General features: G+C 71.2%; 27 protein-coding genes and 1 tRNA gene. 12 read left to right on the top strand and 16 right to left on the bottom strand.

Going from position 1 to position 25,487, the window contains the following annotated elements:
* Positions 1-55: 55 nt before the first annotated feature.
* On the top strand, positions 56-1,270 hold the full coding sequence (locus ACTMTJ_RS11380) for a hypothetical protein (RefSeq protein ID WP_441216116.1): 1,215 nt from the start codon (positions 56-58) through the stop codon (positions 1,268-1,270).
* On the opposite strand, the gene ACTMTJ_RS11375 is transcribed toward ACTMTJ_RS11380, so the two are convergent.
* Positions 1,263-1,709: a VOC family protein gene (locus ACTMTJ_RS11375; RefSeq protein ID WP_441216115.1), complete on the bottom strand. Its 447-nt coding sequence runs from the start codon at positions 1,707-1,709 to the stop codon at positions 1,263-1,265. The two genes, ACTMTJ_RS11380 and ACTMTJ_RS11375, sit on opposite strands and share 8 nt — an antisense overlap.
* Positions 1,706-2,383 (bottom strand): hypothetical protein, encoded by a 678-nt coding sequence (locus ACTMTJ_RS11370; RefSeq protein ID WP_441216114.1) that lies wholly within the window; start codon positions 2,381-2,383, stop codon positions 1,706-1,708. The genes ACTMTJ_RS11375 and ACTMTJ_RS11370 overlap by 4 nt, the downstream gene beginning before the upstream one ends.
* A 415-nt stretch (positions 2,384-2,798) precedes the next feature.
* On the opposite strand from ACTMTJ_RS11370, the gene pdhA reads away from it, so the two are divergent.
* From pdhA to ACTMTJ_RS11350, 4 genes are all read left to right on the top strand, one after another.
* Positions 2,799-3,956 (top strand): pyruvate dehydrogenase (acetyl-transferring) E1 component subunit alpha, encoded by a 1,158-nt coding sequence (gene pdhA, locus ACTMTJ_RS11365; protein ID WP_441216113.1) that lies wholly within the window; start codon positions 2,799-2,801, stop codon positions 3,954-3,956.
* A complete protein-coding gene (locus ACTMTJ_RS11360) occupies positions 3,953-4,930 on the top strand; it encodes an alpha-ketoacid dehydrogenase subunit beta (protein ID WP_441216329.1) in 978 nt (325 codons plus the stop codon). The genes pdhA and ACTMTJ_RS11360 overlap by 4 nt, the downstream gene beginning before the upstream one ends.
* A gap of 5 nt (positions 4,931-4,935) precedes the next feature.
* The gene (locus tag ACTMTJ_RS11355; protein WP_441216327.1) at positions 4,936-6,225 is read left to right on the top strand and encodes a dihydrolipoamide acetyltransferase family protein; all 1,290 of its coding nucleotides are present in this window, start codon (positions 4,936-4,938) and stop codon (positions 6,223-6,225) included.
* Between the two features lie 95 nt (positions 6,226-6,320).
* Positions 6,321-6,458: a hypothetical protein gene (locus ACTMTJ_RS11350; protein WP_441216112.1), complete on the top strand. Its 138-nt coding sequence runs from the start codon at positions 6,321-6,323 to the stop codon at positions 6,456-6,458.
* Positions 6,459-7,448: 990 nt separating this feature from the next.
* On the opposite strand, the gene ACTMTJ_RS11345 is transcribed toward ACTMTJ_RS11350, so the two are convergent.
* Positions 7,449-7,904: a hypothetical protein gene (locus tag ACTMTJ_RS11345; protein WP_441216111.1), complete on the bottom strand. Its 456-nt coding sequence runs from the start codon at positions 7,902-7,904 to the stop codon at positions 7,449-7,451.
* Between the two features lie 78 nt (positions 7,905-7,982).
* A complete protein-coding gene (locus ACTMTJ_RS11340) occupies positions 7,983-8,831 on the bottom strand; it encodes a hypothetical protein (protein WP_441216110.1) in 849 nt (282 codons plus the stop codon).
* 1,263 nt (positions 8,832-10,094) lie between these two features.
* Between ACTMTJ_RS11340 and ACTMTJ_RS11335 the strand changes: the two genes are divergently transcribed.
* Positions 10,095-10,388 (top strand): LppU/SCO3897 family protein, encoded by a 294-nt coding sequence (locus ACTMTJ_RS11335; protein WP_441216109.1) that lies wholly within the window; start codon positions 10,095-10,097, stop codon positions 10,386-10,388.
* Positions 10,389-10,500: 112 nt separating this feature from the next.
* Complete coding sequence (locus ACTMTJ_RS11330; protein ID WP_441216108.1) at positions 10,501-12,360, top strand: NHL domain-containing thioredoxin family protein; 1,860 nt, start codon at positions 10,501-10,503, stop codon at positions 12,358-12,360.
* Here ACTMTJ_RS11330 and ACTMTJ_RS11325 read toward each other — a convergent pair.
* Genes ACTMTJ_RS11325 through ACTMTJ_RS11315 form a run of 3 tightly spaced genes read right to left on the bottom strand, consistent with a single transcriptional unit; the run spans position 12,322 to position 14,523 of the window.
* On the bottom strand, positions 12,322-13,092 hold the full coding sequence (locus tag ACTMTJ_RS11325) for a LamB/YcsF family protein (protein WP_441216107.1): 771 nt from the start codon (positions 13,090-13,092) through the stop codon (positions 12,322-12,324). The two genes, ACTMTJ_RS11330 and ACTMTJ_RS11325, sit on opposite strands and share 39 nt — an antisense overlap.
* Complete coding sequence (locus tag ACTMTJ_RS11320; protein ID WP_441216106.1) at positions 13,076-14,020, bottom strand: biotin-dependent carboxyltransferase family protein; 945 nt, start codon at positions 14,018-14,020, stop codon at positions 13,076-13,078. Before ACTMTJ_RS11320 ends, ACTMTJ_RS11325 begins: the two co-directional genes overlap by 17 nt.
* Complete coding sequence (locus ACTMTJ_RS11315) at positions 13,918-14,523, bottom strand: 5-oxoprolinase subunit B family protein (RefSeq protein WP_441216105.1); 606 nt, start codon at positions 14,521-14,523, stop codon at positions 13,918-13,920. The genes ACTMTJ_RS11320 and ACTMTJ_RS11315 overlap by 103 nt, the downstream gene beginning before the upstream one ends.
* A gap of 66 nt (positions 14,524-14,589) precedes the next feature.
* Between ACTMTJ_RS11315 and trhA the strand changes: the two genes are divergently transcribed.
* Entirely contained in the window at positions 14,590-15,267 is a 678-nt protein-coding gene (trhA, locus tag ACTMTJ_RS11310) for a PAQR family membrane homeostasis protein TrhA (RefSeq protein ID WP_441216104.1), read from the top strand.
* Here the strand turns inward: trhA and ACTMTJ_RS11305 are convergent.
* On the bottom strand, positions 15,258-15,530 hold the full coding sequence (locus ACTMTJ_RS11305) for a DUF6458 family protein (RefSeq protein ID WP_441216103.1): 273 nt from the start codon (positions 15,528-15,530) through the stop codon (positions 15,258-15,260). The two genes, trhA and ACTMTJ_RS11305, sit on opposite strands and share 10 nt — an antisense overlap.
* A 51-nt stretch (positions 15,531-15,581) precedes the next feature.
* Between ACTMTJ_RS11305 and ACTMTJ_RS11300 the strand changes: the two genes are divergently transcribed.
* Positions 15,582-16,079: a SixA phosphatase family protein gene (locus ACTMTJ_RS11300; protein ID WP_441216102.1), complete on the top strand. Its 498-nt coding sequence runs from the start codon at positions 15,582-15,584 to the stop codon at positions 16,077-16,079.
* On the opposite strand, the gene ACTMTJ_RS11295 is transcribed toward ACTMTJ_RS11300, so the two are convergent.
* From ACTMTJ_RS11295 to ACTMTJ_RS11280, 4 genes are all read right to left on the bottom strand, one after another.
* On the bottom strand, positions 16,076-16,357 hold the full coding sequence (locus ACTMTJ_RS11295; RefSeq protein ID WP_441216101.1) for a DUF6458 family protein: 282 nt from the start codon (positions 16,355-16,357) through the stop codon (positions 16,076-16,078). The two genes, ACTMTJ_RS11300 and ACTMTJ_RS11295, sit on opposite strands and share 4 nt — an antisense overlap.
* Before the next feature lie 662 nt (positions 16,358-17,019).
* Entirely contained in the window at positions 17,020-18,879 is a 1,860-nt protein-coding gene (locus ACTMTJ_RS11290) for an acyl-CoA dehydrogenase (RefSeq protein ID WP_441216100.1), read from the bottom strand.
* Positions 18,880-19,056: 177 nt separating this feature from the next.
* Positions 19,057-20,184, bottom strand: coding sequence for a PP2C family protein-serine/threonine phosphatase (locus tag ACTMTJ_RS11285; protein WP_441216099.1), 1,128 nt, complete (start codon positions 20,182-20,184; stop codon positions 19,057-19,059).
* Positions 20,185-20,293: 109 nt separating this feature from the next.
* On the bottom strand, positions 20,294-20,881 hold the full coding sequence (locus tag ACTMTJ_RS11280; RefSeq protein WP_441216098.1) for a septal ring lytic transglycosylase RlpA family protein: 588 nt from the start codon (positions 20,879-20,881) through the stop codon (positions 20,294-20,296).
* Between the two features lie 88 nt (positions 20,882-20,969).
* On the opposite strand from ACTMTJ_RS11280, the gene ACTMTJ_RS11275 reads away from it, so the two are divergent.
* Complete coding sequence (locus tag ACTMTJ_RS11275; protein WP_441216097.1) at positions 20,970-21,566, top strand: phosphoribosyltransferase family protein; 597 nt, start codon at positions 20,970-20,972, stop codon at positions 21,564-21,566.
* Here ACTMTJ_RS11275 and ACTMTJ_RS11270 read toward each other — a convergent pair.
* Entirely contained in the window at positions 21,543-21,896 is a 354-nt protein-coding gene (locus ACTMTJ_RS11270) for a nucleotide pyrophosphohydrolase (protein ID WP_441216096.1), read from the bottom strand. The genes ACTMTJ_RS11275 and ACTMTJ_RS11270 overlap by 24 nt on opposite strands.
* Positions 21,897-21,939: 43 nt before the next feature.
* A tRNA-Gly gene (locus tag ACTMTJ_RS11265) sits at positions 21,940-22,013 on the bottom strand.
* Positions 22,014-22,179: 166 nt separating this feature from the next.
* Between ACTMTJ_RS11265 and ACTMTJ_RS11260 the strand changes: the two genes are divergently transcribed.
* Positions 22,180-23,064: a zinc metalloprotease gene (locus ACTMTJ_RS11260; RefSeq protein ID WP_441216095.1), complete on the top strand. Its 885-nt coding sequence runs from the start codon at positions 22,180-22,182 to the stop codon at positions 23,062-23,064.
* Here ACTMTJ_RS11260 and ACTMTJ_RS11255 read toward each other — a convergent pair.
* Positions 23,006-23,548 carry a pyridoxamine 5'-phosphate oxidase family protein gene (locus tag ACTMTJ_RS11255; RefSeq protein WP_441216094.1) on the bottom strand — a complete coding sequence of 181 codons (543 nt, stop codon included), beginning with the start codon at positions 23,546-23,548 and terminating at the stop codon, positions 23,006-23,008. The two genes, ACTMTJ_RS11260 and ACTMTJ_RS11255, sit on opposite strands and share 59 nt — an antisense overlap.
* Before the next feature lie 55 nt (positions 23,549-23,603).
* Between ACTMTJ_RS11255 and dcd the strand changes: the two genes are divergently transcribed.
* Entirely contained in the window at positions 23,604-24,185 is a 582-nt protein-coding gene (dcd, locus tag ACTMTJ_RS11250) for a dCTP deaminase (RefSeq protein ID WP_441216093.1), read from the top strand.
* Positions 24,186-24,511: 326 nt separating this feature from the next.
* Here dcd and ACTMTJ_RS11245 read toward each other — a convergent pair whose 3' ends face one another.
* Positions 24,512-25,486 carry a C40 family peptidase gene (locus ACTMTJ_RS11245; RefSeq protein WP_441216092.1) on the bottom strand — a complete coding sequence of 325 codons (975 nt, stop codon included), beginning with the start codon at positions 25,484-25,486 and terminating at the stop codon, positions 24,512-24,514.
* Between the last annotated feature and the right edge of the window lies 1 nt (position 25,487).

Here is a 25,487-nt window from a genome sequence, read left to right as displayed (position 1 = left end):
GTCCCGGCCGCACTTTTTGTATTTGATCGCCGCGAGCGGGCGTAGGGTCTGGCACATGGCCACGCCAACGACTCCATACGACGCGGTGCTCCGGGCCGCGCGTGACGTGACCAAGCTGGACTGCGCGCTCGACGCCGAGATGCTCGGGACCGCCCTGCTGGGCAGCGTCTACGCCATCGCCGAAGAAGACCGCGCCGGCGCGGTGCGTGACTTCGTGAGCGCGTTTCTGGCCGCCACCTCGCGTCGCCGCACCGCAGCCGCGACCACCATCCGGGAGATCTTCGCCACGCTCGTGCCCGAGGCTCCCGGCGCCGCCACCGTCAAGCGCGGGCCGCAGGCGCCGTCGTGGGCCGACCAGCTCGGCCGGGTACGCCTGACCGGCACGTACGCGTACGGCGACGTGTGGGGCGACCAGACCTCCTACCTGGCCACCTTCGCCTACGACGACCGCGACTCGGGCGGGCCGGAGCACGCCGTGGTGGCCCTGGTCGACCACAACATCGGCATCACCAAGGACGTCTTCGTGGGTGGGCCGGCCGAGCGCATCCTCGAGCAGGTGCGCGAGATGTGCGCGGGCGACGAGCTGACCTGGTTTCGCGAGGAGGACCCCCGCCGGCTCCGCGGTGAGGTGGCCCGCCATCTGCGGATCACCGACGGCCTGACCAACCTGCCGGAGGAGGGCTCGCTCGCCACCGACCGCGCGCTGGCCGGCGCCCGGCTGGCGCTGCTGCCCGCGCCCGCGCTCGCCGCGGTGCCGGCCGAGCCCGAGCCGCTCTCGCCCGACGAACGCACGCAGTTGGTACGCCGGTTTCTCGACTCTTCGGAGGCGGCCCGTTTCGGGCTGACCCACGTCTCCGAGGCGGAGCTGCCGTCGCTGCACTTTTGCCTCAGCCTGGTCTTCGACCACACGGCGACGTTTCCCGACCCGGACCCGATGCGGTGGAGCCCGGCGGTGGCCGGCCTCTTTCTGCTCGACTGGGTGCACCGGCGGGCGGTGCTCGACATGGACGACGCCGCGATGCTGCCGCGCGTGGTGCGGGCCTGGGCCAAATACGCCAACCGTCAGCGCGGCCTGCCCGCGACGGCGGCGGAACGCACCGACGCCGCGATCGAGGAGATGGTGCCGGAGTTCGTCCGCCTCTACACGACCGGCGAGCGGCGCAGCCCTGCCACGGCGGCGGTGGCCCAGCTGATCGCGGAGGGCATCGACCCCAGCGACCCGGCGGCCCTGGACGCCTGGCTCGAGGCCAACCGCGACGACCTCAACTGACGCAGATCTCGTTGCCGTCGGGGTCGGCCATCGTGACCCAGCTCATCGGGCCGAGCGAGGCGTCCCACAGCCGGCGCGCGCCGAGCTTGGTCAGCTGCTCGACCACCTCGGCCTGCCGGTCACCGACGTGCAGGTCGAGGTGCAGCCGGTTTTTGGCGGTCTTGGGTGTCGGCTCGTCCTGGAAGAGCATCCGCCCGCCGCGGCCGGCGCCGGAGAACTCGTCGAATGGGCCCTCGGGGTCACGGATCGCCGCGTACTTGCGCCAGCGCAGCCGCCCGTCGACGGTCTCCACCTCCGCCTCGGTGGTCTGGCCCTGCTCCAGCAACGACTTGATCAGGGCGGAGTGGTCTTCCACCACGTAGCCGACCGCCTCGGCATAGAACGCCGCCAACCCGTGCGGATCGGCGGTCGAGAACGTCACCTGATAGTGAACAGTCATGGCCGGACGCTAGCGCTCGGATCCGACAGGCAGGCATCGAGATCGGGCCAGCAGGTCGGCAGTCCGGTGGGCGGCACCGAGTGGCTCGCCGACGGTGGCAGCGGCACATATGGCGCGGATGGCAGCGGCGGCCGGGGAATGAGCGGCGGCCGCGGCGACGGCGTGGGCGAGGGAGACGGCGAAGGCGAAGGCGAGGGCTTCGTCGGCTTCACCGGCCTGCTCGGCCGGGGTGGTGCGGGCGCGGGCGCCGACTCGGTGGCGCGCACCGGCCGCTTGAGCTTTCGCACCGGGCGTCGCTGGCGGGGCTCCCGCTTGGGTGCCACCGCGCGCAGCTGCTCCGCCACGCCCGCCGGCACGGGCACCTCGACCGGCACGGTGGGCGGCGGGGGCGGCGGCACGACCGCCGGCCCTTCGGAGGGCGGCGCGATGAACGGCGTGGTGCCGCTCGCGTCGACCGAATCACCCACGTTTGCCGAGCCGGTGCCGATGGCCGCGATGATCGGCAGTGACGACATGGTGGCGAGCATGACCACGATCACCGTGTACCGCCTGGTGGGACCTGCCAGGCCGCCTGCCCGGTGCACGCCGGCGACCCGCCGCACCGCGACGTGTGTGCCGCCCGTCCGCCGGTGGCGAACGAGCAGTGGCACCGGGCTGTCCCCGGACTGCGGCACGACCGAAGCTCCTTTGCGTCAAGGTCCTCACACAGAGTGGGCCAACGCGACACACAGCGCCACCGCTGGCGGGCGTGTCAATGTGCCAACTTTCCGCCTTAATCCGCCCAATCCGCTCCCAGTGGCGATCTTGGCCCACTGCTGGTGGCCTTGACCGAAGAGGGGAAATACGCCACTACCAGCCAACAGATGAAGATGGCGGCCGCCGGATCTGAGGTGGCTCTATAGAGAGCCTCCTCACCTCTGCGAATATGGACCCGACGGCACCGCCGCCGTAGTCTCCGCCCAGCCGCGGTGATCACGAGACGGTCCGCCGCCACCGCCACGCGGCAACCCACACCCGGGCTAGGCGTGGCGACCGAGCCGCGCGGTCCGGGACACCCCCGGCAGCCGCACCGACGACAGGGAGAGACGGATGGCGAAGGGCGACCGCGGAGCTCCAGCCCGCGGCAAGGAGGTTGCCGGCGAACCAGCGCCGGATTTCGTCCAGTTACTCACCCCGGACGGGGAGCGGATCGAAAAGTCCGTCGGCGCCGACGGCGTGGAGTACACGGTCGACTTCACCGACGAGGAGTACCGGGGCCTCTACCGGGACCTGGTGGTGATCCGCCGCCTCGACGCCGAAGCCACCGCCCTCCAACGCCAGGGTGAGCTGGGCATCTGGGCCAGCCTGCTGGGGCAGGAGGCGGCGCAGGTGGGCTCCGGGCGGGCCCTGCGGCCGCAGGACATGGCCTTCCCCACCTACCGCGAGCACGGCGTGCTCTACTGCCGGGGCATCGACCCGATCATGCCGCTCAGCCTCTTCCGCGGCGTCGACCAGGGCGCGTGGGATCCGATCGAGTTCAAGGTCAACATGTACACGATCGTGATCGGCGCTCAGACGCTGCACGCGACCGGATACGCCATGGGCATCACCAAGGACGGCAAGGTCGGCGGCGACGACGGCGAGGCCGTGATCTGCTACTTCGGCGACGGCGCCGCCTCGCAGGGCGACGTCAACGAGGCGTTCATCTGGGCCAGCGTGTTCCACTCGCCGATCGTCTTCTTCTGCCAAAACAACCAGTACGCGATCTCCGAGCCGATCGAAAAGCAGACCCGCATCCCCCTCTACCGGCGGGCGGACGGCTTTGGCTTCCCCGGCCTGCGGGTCGACGGCAACGACGTGCTCGCCACGTACGCGGTGACCCGGGCCGCGCTCGACAGCGCCCGCCACGGGCAGGGGCCCACCCTGATCGAGGCGTACACGTACCGGATGGGCGCACACACCACCACCGACGACCCGACGCGCTACCGCGTGGCCAGCGAGGTCGAGGAGTGGGCGGCCAAAGACCCGATCGCCCGCGTACGCGCGTTCGTGGAAAAGCAGCAGATCGCCGACGCCGACTTCATCGCCGAGGTCGACGAGCAGGCCAAGCAGGAGGCCCTTCATCTGCGCGAGCGGGTGCTCGCCATGCCTGATCCGCACCCGCTGACCCTCTTCGACCACGCCTATCCCAACGGCTCACCCCTGGTGGACGCCCAGCGGGAGCGGCTCGCCGAGTACCTGGACTCGTTCGAGGGGAGTGCGCACTGATGGCCGAAAAGCTCACCATCGGCAAGGCGCTCAACGCCGGTCTCCGCCGCGCCTTGGAGCAAGACCCCAAGGTGCTCATCATGGGCGAAGACGTGGGCAAGCTGGGCGGCGTCTTCCGCATCACCGACGGCCTGCAAAAAGACTTCGGCGAGGACCGGGTCATCGACACCCCGCTGGCCGAGTCGGGCATTATCGGCACCGCCATCGGCCTCGCGATACGCGGCTACCGCCCGGTGTGCGAGATCCAGTTTGACGGCTTCGTCTACCCGGCGTACGACCAGATCGTCTCCCAGGTCGCGAAGATGCACTACCGGTCGCAGGGCAAGGTCAAGGTGCCCATGGTGATCCGCATACCGTTCGGCGGGGGCATCGGCGCGGTCGAGCACCACTCCGAGTCGCCCGAGGCGTACTTCTCGCACACCGCCGGCCTCAAGGTGGTGGCGTGCAGCTCGCCGCAGGATGCGTACACGATGATCCAGCAGGCCATCGCCTCCGACGACCCGATCGTGTTCTTCGAGCCCAAGCGGCGCTATCACGAAAAGGGTGACGTCGACACGGAGGCCACCTACCCGCTGCACGCCTCGCGGCGGCTGCGCCCCGGCACCGACGCGACGGTGCTGGCCTACGGCCCGATGGTGCGCACCGTCCTCGACGCGGCGACCGCCGCGGCCGAGGATGGCCGCGATCTGGAGGTCTTCGACCTGCGCACGCTGTCGCCGCTCGACCTCGAGCCGGTCTACGAGTCGGTGCGCCGCACCGGCCGATGCGTGGTCGTGCACGAGGCGCCCAGCAACGTGGGGCTCGGCGCCGAGATCGCCGCCCGGATCACCGAGGAGTGCTTCTACTCCCTGGAGGCGCCGGTGCTGCGGGTGACCGGCTTCGACACGCCCTATCCGGCCGCGCGGCTGGAGGAGGACTTCCTGCCCGACCTCGACCGGGTGCTCGACGCCGTCGACCGCACCTTCGGCTGGTGAGCGGGATGTCGCGGATCAAGGAGTTTCCCCTCCCCGACCTCGGCGAGGGCCTTGTCGAGGGCGAGATCCTCAAGTGGCTCGTGGCCGTGGGCGACACCATCGAGCTCAACCAGCCGATCGTCGAGGTCGAGACCGCCAAGGCCGCGGTCGAGATCCCGGCCAAGTGGGCCGGCAAGGTCCACGCGATCCACCAGGCAGAGGGCACGACAGTCGAGGTCGGCACCCCGATCATCTCGATCGACACCGACCCGGACGCCGGCGAGCCGCCGGCCGAGCCCGAGCGCACCCCGGTCCTGGTGGGTTACGGCCCGCGGACGGCCGCGGCGTCGCGTCGCCCCCGAAAAGCAAATGGGAGTACCGCCGCGGTCTCCCCGCCTCCGGTAGAGGTAGCTCCCGCTCCCCCGCCGCCTCCGCCGGTCGAGGAGGCGCCAGCGCCTCCGGCGCGGGCCCTCGCCAAGCCGCCGGTACGCAAGCTCGCCCGAGACCTCGGCGTCGACCTCGCCGGCCTGACCGGCACCGGCCCGCAGGGCTCGATCACGCGCGACGACGTGCAGGCGGCGGTGTCGGCTCCCGCGGCCGCGCCGGCCTTCTCGTCCGAGCGTGAGCAGCGCATCCCGGTCAAGGGCGTGCGAAAGCTCACCGCGGAAAACATGGTCTCGTCGGCGTTCAGCGCGCCGCACGTCACCGAGTTCCTGACGATCGACATGACCCGGTCGATCAAGGCGCTCGACCGGCTGCGCACGCTGCCGGAGTGGCGCGATGTGCGCATTTCCCCACTGCTGGTGGTCGCCAAGGCGGTCCTGCTGGCGATCGGCCGCCACCCCATCGTCAACTCGACGTGGGCCGGCGACGAGATCGTCGTCAAGCAGTACGTCAACCTGGGCATCGCCGCCGCCACCGACCGCGGCCTCATCGTGCCCAACATCAAGGACGCCGGGCGGCTGTCGCTGCGCGAGCTCGCCGACGCGATGACCGAGCTGGTGCAGACCGCCAAGTCGGGGCGCACCTCGCCGGCCGACATGTCCGGCGGCACCTTCACCATCACCAACGTCGGCATCTTCGGCGTCGACACCGGCACGCCGATCCTGCCGCCTGGTGAGTCGGCGATTCTGGCGCTCGGCATGGTGAAGGAGGCGCCCTGGGTGCACAAGGGCAAGATCCGTGTGCGCCAGGTCACGACGCTCGGCCTCTCGTTCGACCACCGGGTCATCGACGGCGAGCAAGGGTCCAAGTTCCTCCGCGATGTAGGCGCTTTCCTCACCGATCCGGAGGCCACACTCCTGGCTTGGTCTTAGTTTGTTCGGCGGGTGGCCGACCTCACCTAATAATCGTTGGCCGCCCACCCCTCCCTCGCGCTTCAATAGACGAGAGCACAGGGGGAGGGAATGCCATGAAGATGATCGACCGCTACCGCAGCCGCCGGGAGGCCTCGCGCCGCGCTCGCGCCATCGAGCGCGCGCTCAGCCAGGCCAACTCGCCTGCCGTGCGCGACGAGATCCGCATCATCGCGCAGCGTCACTACGGGTAGTTTCGCTACTCAGATCGACGGCCCGTCCGGTTTCACCGGGCGGGTCGTTGGCATGTGTGCCGGCCTCTACGGGCATTTACAGGTCCTGAGACCGGGATTCCTCATGGCTGCGAGCGCCCGGTACGGTTGGCGGGGTCGCCGCCACTGACCACGCACCCGCCGTCATCGATCGACCACCGTTTGACAGCGCAGCGTGCGAAGGGCCGGCGATTTGCACGGCCGGCCCAGCCGGACCTCCCGCGCGGAGGCGGCTCGGCCGAGATGCGATGGAGGAGGCGCAACATGACGTCCGAGGGCCCGCAGCACCCCGGCCACGAGCCGGACGACGCTGCGCGGGGCGCCAGCGGACCCGCGCCCCAGGCGGCGCACGACAGCGAGTGGGGTGCCGCCCCACCGTGGGACGCACCACCGCCCGGCGGTGCCGAGCCGGCTCCGCCCGCACCTACCTTCCCCGCTGGCTGGTCTCCCCAGCCCGACGCATACCCGCCGCCGGCCGCTTACCCGCCCCCGCCAGCCGCATACCCGCCACCACCCGGTCCGGGTGGCACCTCGGGTTCGGCGTCGGTGCCACAGGGTGGCGCTTACGGCAGCGCCCGCCCGCAGGGCGCCGCCTCCGTCCCGCAGGGCTCCGCGTCCGTGCCGCAGGGTTCGGCCTCGGTGCCGCAGGGTTCCGCCTCCGTGCCGCCGGGCTCCCACTCGGTGCCGCCCCCGGCTGCCGAGCCGGTGGGGCTGCCACCCGAGGCATGGGCACCAGCTGGCTCCTGGCCGCCGGCCCCGACCGCGCCGCCCGCGACCTTCCCGCCGCCGGTCCCGCCCGGCACACCACCGCCGGCTTCCGCCCCGGTCCATGGCGATGATCGTGGCTTCCCGCCCGGATACCAGCCGGGCCTCGGCTTCCCCCCGCCTGACCTGCCGCCCCCTGGCTCACCACCTGAGCCCCTCGCCGCGCGGGGCGACCTGCCCAAGCGCGAGCCCGGTCGCTACGAGCCGCTAGAGCCGATGCCCCGCGACGCGGCATTCGGCCCGGCGGGCGGTCCACCTCGTGAAGGCTTCGGCCCCGCAGGCGATCGTGAAGGCTTCGGCCCCGCCGGCGGTGGGGTTTACGGGCAGGGCGGTCGCGAAGGCTTCGGTCAGGCCGACCGCGGGGAAGGCTTCGGCGCCAACCCAGGCCAACGCGACGACGGCGGCTTCGCCGGTCCAGGCCAGCGCGACGACGGCGGCTTCGAGCCAGGTCCAGGCCCGCGCGACAGCGGCGGCTTCGGTGCCGGCCCAGGCCAACGCGACGACGGCGGCTTCGCCGGTCCAGGCCAGCGCGACGACGGCGGCTTCGAGCCAGGTCCAGGCCCGCGCGGCAGCGGCGGCTTCGGTACCGCGTGGCCGGACGCCTTCGACTCCGGCCGCTCCGGGCGCGCCGAGCCACCAAGCCGCTACGAGGCCCTGGGACACCCCGACGGTGGCCCGGCCGAGCCCGACCGGTCCTTCGACGCCGGTCCGCCCAGCCGCGCCGACTTCGGCGGCCGCGACTCAGACGGATCGGAGCCCGGCTCGTTCGGCCCCAGTGCCGGTGGTGGCGGTCGCTTCCCCGAGGGCGGCGTCGACTTCGGCGGCCGCGCCGGCAACGGCTTCCGGCCCGGCGATTTCGAGCCCGCCCGCGACGATGCCGGCAGCTTCGAGCCAGGCCGCCCCGACGCTGGCGGCGGCTTCGAACCGACCCGCCACGACGCCGGCGGCTTCGACCACGGCCGTCATGACGCTGGCGGCTTCGAACCGACCCGCCACGACGCTGGCGGCTTCGACTCCACCCGTCATGAGCCAGCCGGCTTCGAGTCCGGCCGTCATGACGGCGGGTTCGAGCCGGGCCATCGCGAGCCGGGTGGCTTCGAGCCCGGGCGGCCGGAGCCGGGTGGCTTCGAGCCTGGTCGTCCCGAAGCGGGTGGCTTTGAAAACAGCCGCCATGACGCGGGCGGCTTCGAGCCTCGGCGCCATGAGCCCGCCGCCTTTGAGCCGGGCCGCCACGACGCCGGCGGCTACGAGCCCAGGCGCCACGACGCCGGCGGCTTCGAGCCCGGTCGGCAGGACGCCGGCGGCTTCGAGCCCGGGCATCCCGATGCCGGCGGCTACGAGCCGGGCGGTCGCGAGCCTGGCCGACCGGCGCCAGGCGGCTTCGAGCCGGGGCACTACGAAGGCGGCGGCTTCGAGTCGAGCCGCCCAGCTGGCCGCGGCTTCGAATCCGGCCGGCCGGGTAGCGGCGGCTACGAACCAGCACGCCCCGACAGTGGCGCCTACGAACCAGCACGCCCCGACAGCGGCGGCTACGAGCCGGCGCGCGCCGAAGCGGGTGGCTACGACCAGCCCCGCTTCGCTGCCGGTCACCGCCAGCCGGAGCGTGAAGACACACCGCCACCGCGGCCCTTCGAGGGTCAGGAGGTGCGGGTACCGGGCGCCAACCTCGGCACGCCTCCGCCGGATGAGCCGAGTAGTGGCCGTGGGCTGTTCAGTGTGGACGACGACGCGCCGCCCGCGCGTGCGTCGGCGCCCCGGCCCAGTGGCGCCGCGTCGGTGCCGGGTGCTGGTCCCTTTGGCTCCAATGGCCACGAGTTCGGCCAGCCGCATCCGGATGCCGCGCCGCCGGTGCCGCAGCCGCGTACGCCCGGTGTCGAGCCCAAGCCGGTGTCGGCTAGTGCCTCGGTGCCCGTCGCCAGCCGGGTCACGCCGCCTACCGAGCAGCCGGTGCCGCCGCAGGTGTCGACGCCTCAGCCGCGTGTTTACGGCCGGCCGGCGCCGGTTGACCCGGACGATGCGCCGCCACCGCCGCCTCCCGCGCCCCGCCAGGGCAGCGTGTCGGCCAGCGCGCGCGTCGCCCCGCCGCCGTCCAGCGCTCCGCCGGGACCGCCCGGTTCGCCGGCCGCGCCGTACTCCGAGCCCACCGGTGTCTTTTCGGGCGGCTCGCCATACGGCGACGGCCACCCTGGCAGCCCGGTCGGACCTGGCAGCCCGGTCGGGCCCGGCAGTCCGGTTGGCATCGGCAGCCCGGTCGGTCCGCCGCCGGGCAGCCCTGCCGGCCCGATGGGGCCCAACCAGCCACCGCAGGGGTTCGGCGGCCCGCCTGGCCCTGCGACGTTCCCACCTTCGACCTACCCGCCGCCACCAGGCGGCTTCCCGCCACCGCAGGGCCAGCCCGGAGGGTTCGACCCGCGCCAAGGGCCGCCTCAGGGGCCACCTGGGGGCTTCGACCCGCACCAGGGGCCACCCGGCGGTGGATTCGGGCCACACCAGGGGCCACCTGGAGGGTTCGAACCACCCCACCAAGGGCCACCCGGGGGCGGCTTCGGGCCGCACCAAGGGCCGCCCGGAGGCTTCGAGCCACCGCACGGTCCACCAGGTGGTTACGGATCCCAGGACCCGCCCGGCCCCCACGGTGCGTTCCAGCCGCCGCAGGGGCCGCCGCACGGCACGGCCACCTTCCCAGCCGCCGGCTTCCCGCCGGGGGCACCCCAAGGCGGCGCCTGGGTTGGGCCGCAAGACAACGAGCAGGACCGCTTCAATTCGTTCCAGCCGGACCGGACGGCGGCCACGGAGGCACCTGCCAAGCCTGAGGGAGACGCGCCGCCGAAGGAGCGCAACCTGCGCGTCTTCGTGCTGGTGGTGGTCGCCGCGGCACTGCTGGTGATCGTCCCGTTGGGCTTCGTGTGGCTCCTCACGCTGCGCGGCTCCGACGGCGCCTTCAGCCCGGACGTCGGCACCTGCGTCAAGCAGTCCGGCACCACCGGCGCGGTCGCGGCGCAGTGCGACGAGGCCAATGCGTTCACGGTGGTGTCCAAGGAGGACACCGCGGACAAGTGCGCCGACAAGAGTCAACCGCACATCGTGCTCGCCGGCGACGGTGGCAAGGACGAGGTGCTCTGCCTCAAGCCGGCGGCCAGTGGCTGACAGCACGAGAGCCGAAGGGCCATTGGCTGACAACACGAGAGCCGACCAGCCACTGGCTGACCGCGCGAAAGCCGACCAGCCACTGGCTGACCGCGCGAAAGCCGAACGGCCAGTGGCGGAGCGTCCGTCCCCCACCGGCCGGCACGCCCGGGTGAGGGCACCCGAGCTGCGCGGGCGGGGCTGGCTCAACACCGGGGGAAGGCAGCTCAAGCTCGCCGACCTGCGCGGCAAGATCGTGCTGCTCGACTTCTGGACGTTCTGCTGCATCAACTGCCTGCACGTCCTCGACGAGCTGCGCCCCCTCGAAGAGACGTACGGCGACGTGCTCGTGGTCATCGGCGTGCACTCGCCGAAGTTCGAGCACGAGCGGGACGCCGACGCGCTCGCCGCCGCCGTCGAGCGGTACGGCGTGGCTCACCCGGTCCTCGACGATCCGGAGCTGGAGACCTGGCAGCAGTACGCGGCCAAGGCCTGGCCAACCCTCTCCGTCGTCGACCCGGAGGGGTACGTCGTCGCCTCGATGGCGGGCGAGGGGCACGCCGAAGGGCTGAGCCGCCTGTTCGACGAGCTTGTCGCGACCCACGAGGCCAAGGGCACGCTGCACCGGGGCGACGGGCCGTACGTGCCGCCGGCCGACCCGGCCACCACCCTCCGCTTCCCCGGCAAGGCGCTCGTGCTGCCCAGCGGCAACCTGCTCGTCTCCGACTCGGCGCACCATTCGCTGGTGGAGCTGGCGCCCGACGGTGAGACGGTCGTGCGGCGGATCGGTTCGGGACAGCGCGGGCGGGCCGACGGCGGGCCGGAGGCAGCGGCCTTCTCGGAGCCGCAGGGCGTGTGCCTGCTCCCCGAGCACGAGGCCGGCATCGCCGGATACGACGTCGTGGTCGCCGACACCGTCAACCACCTGCTCCGCGGCCTGCGGCTGGAGACCGGCGAGGTCACCACGATCGCCGGCAGCGGAAATCCTTGGCGTTCCACTGTGGACGACCATGCGCACGACGCGCTCGCCGCCAACCTATCCTCGCCGTGGGACGTCGCCTGGTACGACGACCGGGTGATCGTCGCGATGGCCGGCATCCACCAGCTGTGGTGGTTCGACCCGGTCAAGCGCACCACCGGCATGTACGCGGGCACGACCGTCGAGGCGCTCCGCGACGGCCCGATCCCGGATGTGTGGCTCGCGCAGCCCTCCGGCCTTTCCGCGGAGGCGCGGGGGACGACGCTGTGGCTCGCCGACAGTGAGACCTCGGCCCTCCGCTACATCCGCGACGGTGTGCTGCACACCGCGGTCGGCCAGGGACTCTTCGACTTCGGCCACATGGACGGGCCGGCGAGCCAGGCGCTGATGCAGCACCCGCTCGGCGTGTGCGCCCTGCCGGACGGCTCGGTGCTGGTGGCCGACACCTACAACGGCGCCGTCCGCCGCTACGACCCCGCCACCGACGCGGTGTCCACTGTGGCCAGTGACCTGGCCGAGCCGAGCGACGTGGTGCTGGCGGCCGACGGCGGCGTGCTCGTCGTCGAGTCGGGAGCCCACCGGATCGTGCGGCTGGCGCCCGGCGCGATCCCGCAGGCGGCGACGGTGGCCGGTGCCCGCCATCGCACCGAGCGCCCACCGACCGACCTCACCCCCGGCGAGGTGCGGCTCGACGTGGTTTTCACACCGGCGCCGGGGCAAAAGCTGGACGAGTCGTTCGGCCCGTCGACGCGCTTGGAGGTGTCGGCGTCTCCACCCGAGCTGCTGCTCGACGGCGCCGGCACGACCACCGAGCTCTCCCGCCGGCTCGTGCTCAACCCCGCCGTAAAAGACGGCGTGCTCCAGGTGATGGCGCAGGCCGCGACCTGCGACGCCGAGGCCGAGCACGCCGCCTGCCACCTCACCCGCCAGGACTGGGGTGTGCCGATCAACGTCACCGCGGAAGGCACCGCACGCCTACCGCTCGTCCTCAGAGGACTTGACGAAGGCGCCTAGCGAGACGCCCGCCCCTTCCAAAGAAGAACGCACCCCACGAGCGAGCGCGACCGCACCGGGCGTGTCGCCGTGTACGCAGATCGACTCCACCGGCAGGCGCAGCTCCACCCCGTCGACCGTGCGCACCCTCGACTCCACCGCCATCCGCACCGCCCGCGCGGCCACCTCGTCCGGCGACTCCACCAGCGCGCCGGGCGACGATCGGGGCACGAGCGCGCCGCTCGCCTGGTATCCCCGGTCGGCGAAGCCCTCCGCCACCGCCCGCAGCCCCGCACCGGTCGCGAGCTGGGCGAGCACCGAGCCGGGCGGGCAGAGCACCGGCAGCGAGCTGTCGTAGTCGACCACCGCGGCCACCACCGCCGCCGCCTGCGCCTCGTCGACGGCCGCCGTGTTGTAGAGGGCGCCGTGCGGCTTCACGTATCGCACGCGGATGCCCGCCACCCGGCAGAAGCCGTCCAGCGCCCCGATCTGGTAGAGCACGTCGTCGCGCAGGTCGGCGAAGGTGTACTCGATCCGCCGCCGGCCGAAGCCGGCAAGGTCGCGGTAGCCGACCTGCGCGCCCACCGCGACGTCCCGCTCCGCCGCGGCCGCGCACACGCGCCGCATCGTGCCCGGGTCGCCGGCGTGGAAGCCGCACGCCACGTTTGCCGAGGTGACCACGTCGAGCAGCGCGTCGTCGTCGCCGAGGCGCCAGGCGCCGAAACCCTCGCCCAGGTCAGCGTTGAGGTCCATGGAAGGTCACGGTAGTACCGGGCACCGCCTGCGCGAGCGGCGTTACGTCTTCGATCACCCCGATCACCGGGTATCCGCCGGTGGTGGGGTGATCCGCCAAGAAGATCAGCGGTTGGCCGCTCGCCGGCACCTGTACCGCCCCGAGCACGATGCCCTCACTCGGCAGCTCCTCGACCACCGCGCGGGTCAGGGCGACGCCGGTGAGTCGCGCGCCGACGCGGTTGCTGACCGGACTCACCGTGTACACCGTGCCGAGCAGCGCCGCCACCGCCTCGTCCGTGAACCAGTCGGCTCGCGGTCCCAGCGCGATGCGGAGCGCCAGCGCCGTCGGCGGCGGTCGCCACGGCACGAAGTCCACAGTGGACGGCTCGGCGGCCGGCCCGAGCGGGAGCGCGTCGCCGTCGCGAAGGGGTGGCGGCCCCAGCCCGGAGAGCGTGTCGGTCGACCGGCTCCCGAGCACCGGCTCCACCTCGATGCCACCGCCGACGGCCAGGTACGAGCGGACGCCGTGCACCGCGCGACCGACCGTGACCACGCCGCCGGCCGGCACCGGCACGGGCAGCCCGAAGCCAGCCGGCCGCCCGGCCACCAAAAACGGCGCGCAGGCACCGGTCAGCGCCACAGTCCCGGCGGACGGCAGCCGCAGCGAACACCCGCCCGCCGTCACCTCCAGCCCCGCCGCGCCTGCGGGGTTGCCGACCAGGCGGTTGGCCAGCCGCAACGCCGGCGCGTCGAGCGCACCGGCGCGTGGCACACCGAGATGGGCGAAGCCGGGGCGGCCCAGATCCTGCACCGTCGTGAGCGGACCCGCCCGCAGCACCTCGATCACGCGGCGACCAGCCGCACGCGCGTGCCGGGCGCCAGCAGGGCCGGTGGATCCCGGTGTATGTCGAACAGCTCGGCGTCGGTGTGACCGATCAACCGCCACCCACCTGGCGAGGCGGTGGGATAGATGCCCGCGTACTCCCCGGCCAGGGCCACCGAGCCGGCGGGCACGCGAGGCCGCGGGGTGTCGAGGCGGCGTACCGACCACGGCAGCCCGGTCAGGTATGCGAACCCGGGTGCGAAGCCGCAGAACGCCACCCGCAGCTCTGTGCCGGCGATGCGTTTCACCGCCTCCGCAACTGGCACGTGCCACTCGGCTGCTACCGCGGCGAGGTCTTCTCCCTCGTACCAGACGGTGATTGTGACGAGCGGGCCCGGCGCGGTGCTGGCGGCCGGCGGCGGCGCCCAACTGGCGACCAGGCCGGCCGTTTCTTCGGGGTCGGCCAGGCCGTCGAGGAGGACGGTGCGCGCGGCCGGGACGATCTCGGCGGCGGCCAGCTCGCCCCGCTCGCGGCGGCGCCACAGCTCGGCCCGCCACGCCTCCACCTCGGCGCCGTCCGCGCACTCGAGCAGCAGGGCGGCGGAGCCGGCGCGGCGGGTGTGCATGACGTCATCGTGCCCGATGTCTCAGGTCTACTTGCAAGTAACCTACGGTGTCGTAACCTGGATGCCGTGACGACTGACGCACCTGTCCGGCTTCGCCCGGTCGACGTGGGCAAGCCGCGGATGCGCGGTTGGCTGCACGCGTACGCGTTCTTCGTGGCCGCGGTCTGCGGCGTCGTGCTCTGCTCGCTGGCCGCCACGCGTCCCGGCACCGCGCCACTGGTGACCTGCGTGATCTACAGCCTCACGGTGTGCGGGCTCTTCGGCACGAGCGCCCTCTACCACCGCCGCGTGTGGACGCCGCGCGGCTTCCAGATCATGCGGCGCCTCGACCACTCCATGATCTTCATCTTCATCGCGGGCACATACACGCCGTTCTGCGCGCTCCTGCTCCCGCAAAAGCCCGCGACGATCCTGCTCGCGATCGTGTGGATCGGCGCCGTGGGTGGCGTGGTGCTCAAGCTTTTCTGGCCGCACGCGCCGCGCTGGGCGTCCGCGCCGCTCTACATCGGGCTGGGCTGGGTCGCGATCGCGGTGCTGCCCGACATCGGGCGGCGCGGCGGCACCGCCGCGCTGGTCCTACTGATCGTGGGCGGCGTGGCGTACACGGTCGGCGCCGTGTTTTACGCGCTACGCCGCCCCAATCCGTGGCCGACGGTCTTCGGCCACCACGAGTTCTTTCATGCCTGCACGCTGGTGGCCGCGCTGTGCCACCACATCGCGATCTACTTCGCGATCTACTCGTAGAGCCGGCCGCTCGGGCGGCGCACCTCGCGGCGTTCCTCGATCCGCTCGGTCTGCGCCGGCACGACCCGCTCGGTTACGGTCGGCTGGACGATAGTGCGGCGGCGGTTCTGCCAAAACCAGAGAGTGAGCACGAGTCCGGCGAAGCCGGCGATCATGAGCACCCAACCGACGACGTTGATGTCGAGCCAACCGAGGTTGGCCTCGACCGCGAACGCGAGGATCGCGCCCAAGGCGATGAGGAAAATGCTTCCACCGATACCCATAAGCCTTGCTTACCCAGGTGTTTCGTCCCTCAATCAGGCAAGCTGTGACACATGACGGAACGCACCATCGTGCTGTTGCGCCACGCCAAGGCCGAGCGCCCCGCGGGCACCGCCGACATCGACCGGCCACTCACGGCACGTGGCCACGCCGACGCCGCCGCGGTCGGGGCCTGGCTCCACCGCCGTGACCTGCTGCCGGCCGAGGTCATCTGCTCGCCGTCGAAGAGGACCCGCCAGACCTGGCACGGGGTCGCCCTGGCACTCGGCGGTTCCGGGCCCGAGGTCCGTTACGAGCCGATGGTGTACGGGGGGACCGCGCGCGACCTGCTCGATCTCATCCGAGGGGCGGCCGGCGACGCGGGCACTGTGCTGGTCATCGGGCACAATCCGACGATCTCCGACCTCTCCGGCCTGCTCGACCCGGTCGCCATGCGTGACTCCGACGGCCTGCGGACCAGCGGCCTGGCGGTGCACCGCTTCGAGGGCGCGTGGGCCGACATCGAGCCAGGCAAGGCGGCGCTCGCGGACACGCACACGGCTCGGGGCTAACCCGACGGCGACGGTGGCGGTGGGGCGTCCGGCGGGATCGGGGGCTGCGAGCCACCGTCACCCGTCTGGTGTGAGAGCCGGTTTTCCTCGACCCACGAGCGGACGACGCGCCGCCGCCGGTCCTGCCAATACCAGAGGGTCACGAGGATCACGGCTACGCCGGCGAGGATGAGCACGATGCCGACCGTGTCGATGTCGATCCACCATGGATCCAACCGGATCGCGAACGCCAGCATGGCGCCCAGCGCGATCAGGAAAATCCCGCCGCTGATGCCCATCCGACCATTACAGCGTCCGATTGGCCGGGAAGGTCAGAAACCAACCAAAATCGAGAATTGAGCTACCGCGACGTCCGCCGTGGTCCAGACCGTTGCTCCCGCGGCCTCACCCGTCCGCTGTTGGTCGCGCCCACCCTCGCGTTTGGTCGCGGTCGACCCCCTTGCCGCCCGGCGATGCGCGGCCCGCGGTGTTTGTCCACAATGCCTATTGCCGACCCACGCGATGGGAGAACCGAAAACGTCGCAGTGAGTAACCGCCGTCGCCGGTGCCTGCGGCCGAAGATTCGAGATCTTGGAGAGTTAGGGCGCTATTTCAACCTTAACTCTCCAAGATCTGGAAGTTTCTCAGCCGAGCCTGCTGACGCTGCGTCACAGACAGTGGCCGGCGGCCGGCCCGCCATGTAGCGCCGTGGACCCTTGCCGGTCCCGTCACCCCGTGCGCCCCGAAATGTCCAGGCCAGCACCTTGATCAACTTACGGTAAGGGCATTGGTCCGGACCGTTGCTCCCGCAGCCTCACCCGCCCGCTGTTGGTCGCGCGGTTTGGGCTTGACCCGCGGACCCGGCAGCGGAGGCCGGGGATTTCGGCTCGCTCCAGCGAGCCGCCGGCCTCCGCGGTCTCCGGCGGGAGCAACGGTCCGCAGCTGACACGGGCCCGGGAAACTAGAAAGCTTCCTCGGGCAGATCCATCAGCTCGAGGTTGGTGGACTCGATGATCCGGCGGTCGGCGCCGATGCGCGGCAGCACCTCGTGCGCGAAGAACCGAGCCGCGGCGACCTTGCCCTCGTAGAACGACTTGTCGGCGGCCGACGGCTGGCCGGCCAGCGCGCGCAGCGCTACCTCGGCCTGGCGCTGGAGCAGCCACGCGATGATCAGGTCACCGAGTGCGAGCAGCAGGCGCCGGGAGTTGAGACCCACCTTGTACAGCGCGCGCGGCTCGCCGCCCTGTGCCTCGCCGAGCCATCCGGTCATCGTGCCGAGGATGGTCTGCACCTCGGCCAGCGCCTTGCCCAGCGACAGCCGCTCCTCCTTGAGCTGGCCGTTGCCGCCCTCGCTCTCCAGGAACGCCTGGATCTCGCCGGCCACGGTCAGCAGCGCCTTGCCACCGTCCCTGACCACCTTGCGGAAGAAGAGGTCGAGGCTCTGGATGGCGGTCGTGCCCTCGTACAGGGTGTCGATCTTCGAGTCGCGGACGTACTGCTCCAGCGGGTAGTCCTGGAGGTAGCCGGAGCCGCCGAAGGTCTGTAGCGCCTCGTGGCCGAGCAGCTCGTACGCCCGTTCGGAGCCGACGCCCTTCACCAGCGGGAGCAGCAGGTCGTTGATCTTCTTGGCGATCTTGGCGGCACGCTCGTCGCCGGCCGCCTCGGCCAGGTTGATCCGGTCCTGCCACGTCGCCGTGTACATGACCAGCGCACGCAGCCCCTCGGCGTACGACTTCTGAAGCATCAGCGACCGCCGCACGTCCGGGTGGTGCGTGATCGTCACGCGGGGTGCGGTCTTGTCGGTCATCTGGAGCAGGTCGGCGCCCTGGACGCGCTCCTTGGCGTACTCCAGCGCGTTGAGGTAGCCGGTCGACAGGGTGGCGATCGCCTTGGTGCCGACCATCATCCGGGCGTACTCGATGATGAGGAACATCTGCCGGATGCCCTCGTGCACGTCGCCCAGCAGCCAGCCCTTGGCCGGCGTGCCGTGCTCGCCGAAGGTCAGCTCGCAGGTCGTCGAGACCTTGAGGCCCATCTTGTGCTCGACGTTGGTGGCGAAGACGCCGTTGCGCTCGCCGAGCTCGCCGGTCTTGGGATCGAAGTGGAACTTCGGCACGACGAAGAGCGACAGGCCCTTGGTGCCCGCGCCGCCGGCGCCCTCGACGCCGACCGGGCGGGCCAGCACATAGTGGATGATGTTTTCCGTCAGGTCGTGCTCGCCGCTCGTGATGAACCGCTTTACGCCCTCGATGTGGTAGCTGCCGTCCGGCTGCGGGATCGCCCGCGTGCGCCCGGCACCCACGTCGGAGCCGGCGTCCGGCTCGGTGAGCACCATGGTCGACGCCCAGCGCTTTTCGACGAAGAGCTTTGCCCACTCCTTCTGCTCAGGCGTGCCCTCGCGGTGCAGGGTCGTGGCGAAGGAGGGGCCGGACGCGTACATCCAGACCGGCGCGTTGGAGCCGAGCACGAGGTCGGCCAGCGCCCACCAGAACACCCGGGGCGCGGGCGTGCCACCGATCACCTCGGGCAGGTCGAGCCGCCAGAACTCCGCCTTCATGAACGCGTCGTACGACTTGCGGAACTCCTCCGGCATCGCGACGGAGTGAGCGGCGGCGTCGAAGACGGGCGGCGTGCGGTCACCCGCGGAGAAGCCGGCCGCGAGGTCTTCGCGCGCCAGCCGGTCCATCTCGCCGAGGATGCTGCGGGCCGTGTCCGCGTCGATATCCGAGTACGGCGCCTTGCCGAACGCGTCGCTCTCGGCTCCGAAGACCTCGAAGAGGTTGAACTCAAGGTCACGGACGTTGCTCTTGTAGTGCGTCATGCTCGTTGGCCCCCGCTCCCGGGCAGTGGTTACCGGTCAGTAAGTTGATTTTATTACCGGTCAGTAGCGAGCGACAAGGAGACAGCTAAGGTGACCGTCGCCACAGGGGCGAAGTTTCGTCCCCTTTAGTGGCGATTAGCCCGCGGGCAAGTCGGCACGCCGACACTGCGCCCGTGGCTAGTTTTCCGGCGCGCCGACTTCCCAGCTGGGGACAGCGGCGGCGGTGACCGGGCGGGCGCCCGCGTACTCCATCAGCACCAGCGCGATGTCGTCGTCGAGGCGGCCGTGCACCCACTCGACCAGGGCGGTCTCCAGCGAGGCAAGCCCGTCTCCGACCGTGCCGTGGCCGAGCAGCCGCCAGGCCCGGTCAGCCGTCGGGAAGAACTCGCCCTCCCGCCGCGCCTCGCCCAGCCCGTCGGTGAAGAGCAGCAGGCGGTCGCCCGGTTCGAGGCGCTCCACCCGCGGGCGTACCACCGGCATGAAGCCCAGTGGTGGCGCCGGCGCCGGCGGCTCCAGCGGGATCACCTCGCCGCGCCGCAGCAGCAGTGGGGCCGGGTGGCCGCAGTTGACGATCGTGAGGGTGCCGCCTCGCTCCTCCACCAGCGCGGCCGTCACGAAGTCTTCGTCACCGACGCTGCGGGCCACCGCCCGGTCCAGGTCGGCGACGATCGCGCGCAGGTCGGCCCGCTCGTACGCCACGTGGCGGTAGGAGCCGAGCACGATGCTGGCCAGGCGTACCGCGTCGAGACCCTTGCCCCGCACGTCTCCGATGATCATGCGGACGCCGTACGGAGTATCCAGCGCCTCGTAGAGGTCACCGCCGATATCGGCGGCCGCCGTGGCCGAGATGTAGCGGCCCGCGACCGCGAGCGTGCCCACCTGGGGCCCGAGCGGCCGCAGCACCGCCTGCTGCGCCACCGAGGCCAGCCGGGAGAGCTCGGCGATGCGCTCGGCCTGCCGTTCGCGGATGACGGCGACCGCGGCCGCGATGGCCGTCGCCAGGCCGATGCCCACCACGATGGTCGCGTTGGCCAGCCGGTTTTCCCGCCCGGCCAGGGCGAACGCCCCGCCGACCGCGGTGGCCAGCACGCCCACCCCCAACACCACACGCCACGACGCGAAGGCCGCGGCCAGGAACGGCGCGGCCACGATCAGGCCGATGTAGCGGGCCTCCGAGCCGTCCGCGAGCTCGATCGCGGACACGAGCGCGAGCAGCACAAGGGCCGCGCCGAGGCCGGCGCGGGAACCAGGGCTCAGCGGGCGGCGGCCCGGTGGCAGCAAACGCATGGGTACGCCGAACAGCATGCCTGATCGACGGGCGCGACTGAACGAAGTTGACCCCTCGTCCGATGGGGTTTTGACCGCCTGGTGCAAAGTTCGCGATCGGCTTGGCCGAAGGTTGCCTTTCACCCGGTCATTTCAGGATTTCGTACCGTACCTCGACGTGCCCCTGGTCCAGCGAGGCGATCGCGCGGAAGGCCGCCCGCGACAGGTCGATGCAACGCCCGTCGATGTACGGACCGCGGTCGTTGATCCGCACGATGACCGACTTGCCGTTGTCCGGGTTGGTCACCCGCACTCGCGTGTTGAAGGCCCAGGTCTTGTGCGCGGCCGTCATCGCCTCGGGGTCGAACGTCTCACCGTTCGCCGTGCCCTGCGGCTCGTCGTAGAAGGACGCCCCGCACGAACCGGTGCCGGTGACGACTTCGGTCTTCGTGGTCTTCGGGCTGGGGCTGGTCTTGGGTGTCGTCTTGGTGGGCTCCGCGGCCCGAGCTTTGCCCCGCGATGCCCGCTGCGGCGTCTTCGACGGCGTCGGGGTCGCTTCGATGGTGGGTGCGCTCGTCGTAGGGCCCGCGGTGATCTCTACCGCCTCCGGCGTCCGCGCCCCAACCAACTGGACCGCGCCCACCCCACCCCCGACGAGCAGCGCGCCAACCACGGCCGCCGAGGCCACGGCGCTGACCCGACTCCCCTGGGACCTGCGGTGATGCTTTCCGGTCACCGGCGGACCGTAGCCAGACCGCCACTTCCGATGTCAAAGTGATCTATGGCTTTCGTACGGCTTTGCGGTGAAACGTTCAGCCGATCGAATGAGGGTATGTGGGTCGGTTGTCCAAAGGCGGAAGATAGTTCCTGTGGATGACCTCAGGAAACGCTTGATCCACGCCTTCAGGTGGATCGACCCCGGTCCGGAGAGCACCCACCTGGTCAGCGACATGTCCGGCTGGTGGCGCGACCCCGAGATCATCTCCGCGCTCGGCCCAGCCCTCGCCGACCTGTTCCGCTCGTCGCGCCCGACGGTCGTGGTCTCACCGGAAGTCACCGGATACCTGCTGGGCCCGCTGGTGGCAACGGCGCTGGGCGTCGGCTTCGCCGCCGGTCACAAGGAAGGCGCCGACCGCCAGATCGCCGAGCCCATGACCTGGGCCCGGACGGCGGTCGACTACCGCGGCCGCACCTTGGGCCTGGGTGTGCGCAGCCGGCTGATCAGCCCCGCCGACCGCGTACTGGTGGTCGACGACTGGGTCACGACAGGCGCCCAGGTGAGGGCGCTTTACGACGTCGCTCGCACGCTCGGCGCGGTGCCCGTGGGATGCGCCACGGTGGTCGCCGACTGCGGCGGCGAGGTGACCGCCGACCTGAGCATCAGGTCACTGCTGACCTCAGACGACCTCGCCCCGGACTGACGCCGGCTGCCAGCCCACCGGGTAGCGCCTGGCGGAGTCGGCCAGCTTGGCCCGGGCGACATCGACGAGGTCGATGCCGAGCACATCCGCCAACCGCACCAGGTAGATCACTACGTCGCCCATCTCGGCCGCCACCCTGCCGCCGGCGTCCGGGTCGCCCATCACCCGAGCGGACTCCTCGGGCGTCAGCCACTGGAGCTCGGCGAGCAGCTCACCCACCTCGCCGGCAAGGGCCATGGCAAGGTTCTTCGGCGTATGAAACCGGTGCCAGTCACGGGCGTCGGTGAAGGCACGCACTTCACGCTGGAAGTCGCTCAGGCGGTCGTCCATGGTGACGAGTAAACCCCGCGACAGGCGGCGACGAGGCGGAAGTTGGAGCGGGTGACGGGAATCGAACCCGCACTGTCAGCTTGGGAAGCTGATGTTCTGCCATTGAACTACACCCGCGAGCGGAGACCACTGTACCTGGTCACACGACCGCGGCGCACGCACCTCACCGACCCCAGGCCGAAGCCTCCCAAAGGCGTGCCAATCCGAATTTCCCTATTTTCAAGAACATCGATGCGAGGTAGGTTCGCCGTACCTTGACAGGCGAACCCGGGGAGGGCTTGCGATGCGGGCTTGGCGTGCGGCCGGAGCCATCGTCGCGGCCCTGGCTGTCGTGGGCGGGCCGATGCCACTCATCACCGCGAGCGCCGGCGCGACCTGCCTAACGCCCGCCAAGGCCACCACCGCGACCCGCGACCCCAACCACCTCACCGCCGACCAGGTCCGCGAGCGTGAGCGGCTGACTCAGCAGGCCCTCGCCGCTAAGGGTGGGCCGCGGACGACGGCCACCGTCACGATCCCGGTCATCGTCCACGTCATCTCGGGAGACAGCACCCGAGAAGGCGGCAACATCCCCGACGAGATGGTCACCGCGCAGATCGACGTGCTCAACCGGGCCTATGCGACGGCGACCGAGTTCGCGTTTGAGCTCGTCGAAGTAGACAGAGTGGTCAACCCGGCCTGGTACCCCATCGTCTACGAATCCGCCGCCGAGCGTGCCATGAAGACGGCGCTCCGTGTCGGTGGCATGGAGACGCTCAACCTCTACCTCGGCGACCTCAGCGACAGCCTCCTCGGCTGGGCAACCTACCCCCAGCCGGCGCTCGACCCCAGCGACGGGGTCGTCGTCCACAGCGAGTCACTGCCGGGCGGGACGTCACTGCCCTACAACGAGGGCGACACGGCCGTGCACGAGGTCGGGCACTGGCTCAACCTCTTCCACACGTTCCAAAACGGCTGCACCGAAGACGGCGACCTCGTCAACGACACGCCCGCCGAGGCGTCGCAGGCGAGTGGCTGCCCCGAGGGCCGGGACACGTGCACGGCGGACCCGGGCTTGGACCCGATCCACAACTACATGGACTACAGCACGGACGCGTGCATGCTCGAATTTACGCCGGGGCAGGCATCTCGCATGCTCGCGGGCTGGGACGCGTTTCGCGCGCCGTAGTGGGGGCGGCCGACGGGTCGAGCCACACCTGCACCGCGGGGCGGGCCGGCGGCTCGACCGCGAAGGGGGTGGCGCCATTGCGCCCGTGGCGGGCCAGCATCGCGACGTCGACCGTGAACTCGAACAGCTGCCAATCGACCTGTGGCGCCGCCCGCAGGTGGCCGGCCAGGCGGGCGACCTTGGCGCGGTCGGTGACCACCGTGGCCCGGCCGGCCAGATAGGCCTCGTCGTCGCTGTCTTCCGGTGGGAACGAGTGCAGCGCGTATCGCCCGTCGCGCTCCAGGTCGCGCCGCTTGGGCGAGTCGACCACGAAGCAATACAGCCCGTCGTCCGTGATGACCGGCGAGACCGGGTGGACCCGCGGGCCGCCGTCGGCGCGCACGGTCGCCAGGTAGCCCAGGCCGGGACCGTATTGCAGCATGAGGGCGCGGATCGCCTCCGACAGGCGGGGCTCGTCGGCACTAAAGTCGGACCAGGATGCCATGCCCAACATCCTATCGAACATATGTTCGAGGCAGGTAGTCCCCTATGGTGTGTTGATGCTGCTCTCCGACCGTGACCTCGTGACCGAGATCAAGGCGGGCGGCCTCGCGCTCGATCCCTTCGAGCCGGCGCTGGTCCAGCCCTCGAGCATCGACGTGCGGCTCGACCGGCTCTTCCGCGTGTTCAACAACCACCTGTACACGCACATCGACCCGTCGGTGCAGCAGGACGAGCTGACCTCGCAGGTCGAGGTGCCGCCGGGCCAGCCGTTCGTGCTGCACCCGGGTGAGTTCGTGCTGGCCTCCACGCTGGAGGTCATCTCCCTCGGCGACCAGCTCGCCGGCCGCCTGGAGGGCAAGTCGAGCCTGGGTCGCCTGGGGCTGCTCACGCACTCGACGGCCGGCTTCATCGACCCGGGCTTCAGTGGCCACGTCACGCTCGAGCTGTCCAATGTGGCCAACCTGCCGATCACGCTCTGGCCGGGCATGAAGATCGGCCAGCTCTGCATCTTCCGGCTCTCGTCGCCAGCCGAGCACCCCTACGGCTCGACCGTCTACGGCTCCCGCTACCAGGGCCAGCGCGGCCCCACACCGAGCCGGGCCTGGAAAAACTGGCGCACCTGGCCGACGACCACCTAAAAGATCCACTTCAAGACAAAGATGTGAGCTACCGCGACGTCCGTCGTGGTCCAGACCGCTGCTCCCGCGGCCTCACCCGTCCGCTGTTGGTCTTGCAGCGCGGACGTGGCAGCGGAGGCCGGGGATCTCGGCTCGCCCTGCGAGCCGCCGGCCTGCGCGGTCTCCGGCGGGAGCGGCGGTCCGCAGCTGACGCGGCCCGGGAAATCTGGCCCAAGCAAGAAACGCCCTCCCATCCCGGATGGATGGGAGGGCGTCTCCTTTACTGGCCGGTGCGGTCGCGTGACGGGGGAACACGCGACTGGCGCGGCCACGGGGGTGGGTAACGCTTATCCGGGTCGGCCGTAGCTGTTGATCGGCGCGGCGTTCATCGTGCGCATCCTGATCGGTACGCCGGGTTTGGACGCGTCGACGATGTAGCCGCCGCCAACGTAGATGCCGACATGGTGGAGGTCTGGGTAGTAGAAGATGAGGTCGCCGACCTTCAGGTCGCTCTTGCTGCTGATGGGGTCGACCGTGCCGCGCTGGCGGGCCGCGTTGTGTGGCAGCCCGACGCCGGCGGCCGCCCACGCCTTCATCGTGAGGCCCGAGCAGTCGTACGTGTCGGGGCCTTCGTTACCGAAGACGTAGCCCTTGCCGATCTGCGCGCAGGCGAACTTGGCCGCCTTGGTGCCGGCGCTGCCGTCGTACTCGACGGGGCAGGGTGCCGGCCGGAGCTCGCCGATGCCGCCGCCCTCGCCGTACGCCTCGAGGCGCATCTTCTCCAGCTTGGCGATCTCGCCGTCGATCTGCTTCTTCTTCGCCGCCAGCTGCGCCTCTTCCTCGGTGAGCTGGCCGACGAGCTGGTCGAGCGGTGCCTTCTGCTCCGCGTACTTCGCGCGTAGGTCGACGACCGCCTGGATGTCGGCCTGCGAGCGGCGGGCGAAGACGTCGAGGATCTCGAGCTGGTTGGTGAAGGTGCTGGGCGAACCCGTCGTGAGGACCGCGTTGAGCGCCGAGAAGTTGCCGCCCTTGTACTGCTCGGCCGCGAACTCTCCGACCTTCTGCATCGCGAGGTCGATCTGGAGCTGGAGTGGCGCGATCTTCTTGGCGAGCGCCTGGGCCTTCTGGCGCTTGGCCTGGAGGTCGAGCCGGGTCGCGTTGTGCTTTTCCGCCAGCGGCTCCAGCTTGACCCAGGCAGCGTCGATCTGCTTTTCGATCTCGGCCGGCGTGGGCGCGGCGTGCGCCACGGTGCCACTGGAGAGCACGGTCGCGACAGCGACGAGAGCGGTGATTACGGTGCGACGCGCGGCATAGCGTGCCACC

It is taken from the genome of Phytohabitans sp. LJ34, from assembly GCF_052068095.1.
GTDB lineage: Bacteria > Actinomycetota > Actinomycetes > Mycobacteriales > Micromonosporaceae > Phytohabitans.
Note: the sequence above shows the minus strand (reverse complement) of the source record. Positions and strands in the feature narration are given on the sequence as shown.

Bases quoted from the DNA above. Each gene is read 5' to 3' on its own strand.
- ACTMTJ_RS11380 (WP_441216116.1), top strand. From the start codon at position 56: ATGGCCACGCCAACGACTCCATACGACGCGGTGCTCCGGGCCGCGCGT.
- ACTMTJ_RS11375 (WP_441216115.1), bottom strand. From the start codon at position 1,709: ATGACTGTTCACTATCAGGTGACGTTCTCGACCGCCGATCCGCACGGG.
- pdhA (WP_441216113.1), top strand. From the start codon at position 2,799: ATGGCGAAGGGCGACCGCGGAGCTCCAGCCCGCGGCAAGGAGGTTGCC.
- ACTMTJ_RS11355 (WP_441216327.1), top strand. From the start codon at position 4,936: ATGTCGCGGATCAAGGAGTTTCCCCTCCCCGACCTCGGCGAGGGCCTT.
- ACTMTJ_RS11350 (WP_441216112.1), top strand. From the start codon at position 6,321: ATGAAGATGATCGACCGCTACCGCAGCCGCCGGGAGGCCTCGCGCCGC.
- ACTMTJ_RS11325 (WP_441216107.1), bottom strand. From the start codon at position 13,092: ATGGACCTCAACGCTGACCTGGGCGAGGGTTTCGGCGCCTGGCGCCTC.
- ACTMTJ_RS11315 (WP_441216105.1), bottom strand. From the start codon at position 14,523: ATGCACACCCGCCGCGCCGGCTCCGCCGCCCTGCTGCTCGAGTGCGCG.
- ACTMTJ_RS11305 (WP_441216103.1), bottom strand. From the start codon at position 15,530: ATGGGTATCGGTGGAAGCATTTTCCTCATCGCCTTGGGCGCGATCCTC.
- ACTMTJ_RS11300 (WP_441216102.1), top strand. From the start codon at position 15,582: ATGACGGAACGCACCATCGTGCTGTTGCGCCACGCCAAGGCCGAGCGC.
- ACTMTJ_RS11295 (WP_441216101.1), bottom strand. From the start codon at position 16,357: ATGGGCATCAGCGGCGGGATTTTCCTGATCGCGCTGGGCGCCATGCTG.
- ACTMTJ_RS11290 (WP_441216100.1), bottom strand. From the start codon at position 18,879: ATGACGCACTACAAGAGCAACGTCCGTGACCTTGAGTTCAACCTCTTC.
- ACTMTJ_RS11285 (WP_441216099.1), bottom strand. From the start codon at position 20,184: ATGCTGTTCGGCGTACCCATGCGTTTGCTGCCACCGGGCCGCCGCCCG.
- ACTMTJ_RS11275 (WP_441216097.1), top strand. From the start codon at position 20,970: ATGAGGGTATGTGGGTCGGTTGTCCAAAGGCGGAAGATAGTTCCTGTG.
- ACTMTJ_RS11270 (WP_441216096.1), bottom strand. From the start codon at position 21,896: ATGGACGACCGCCTGAGCGACTTCCAGCGTGAAGTGCGTGCCTTCACC.
- ACTMTJ_RS11260 (WP_441216095.1), top strand. From the start codon at position 22,180: ATGCGGGCTTGGCGTGCGGCCGGAGCCATCGTCGCGGCCCTGGCTGTC.
- ACTMTJ_RS11255 (WP_441216094.1), bottom strand. From the start codon at position 23,548: ATGGCATCCTGGTCCGACTTTAGTGCCGACGAGCCCCGCCTGTCGGAG.
- dcd (WP_441216093.1), top strand. From the start codon at position 23,604: ATGCTGCTCTCCGACCGTGACCTCGTGACCGAGATCAAGGCGGGCGGC.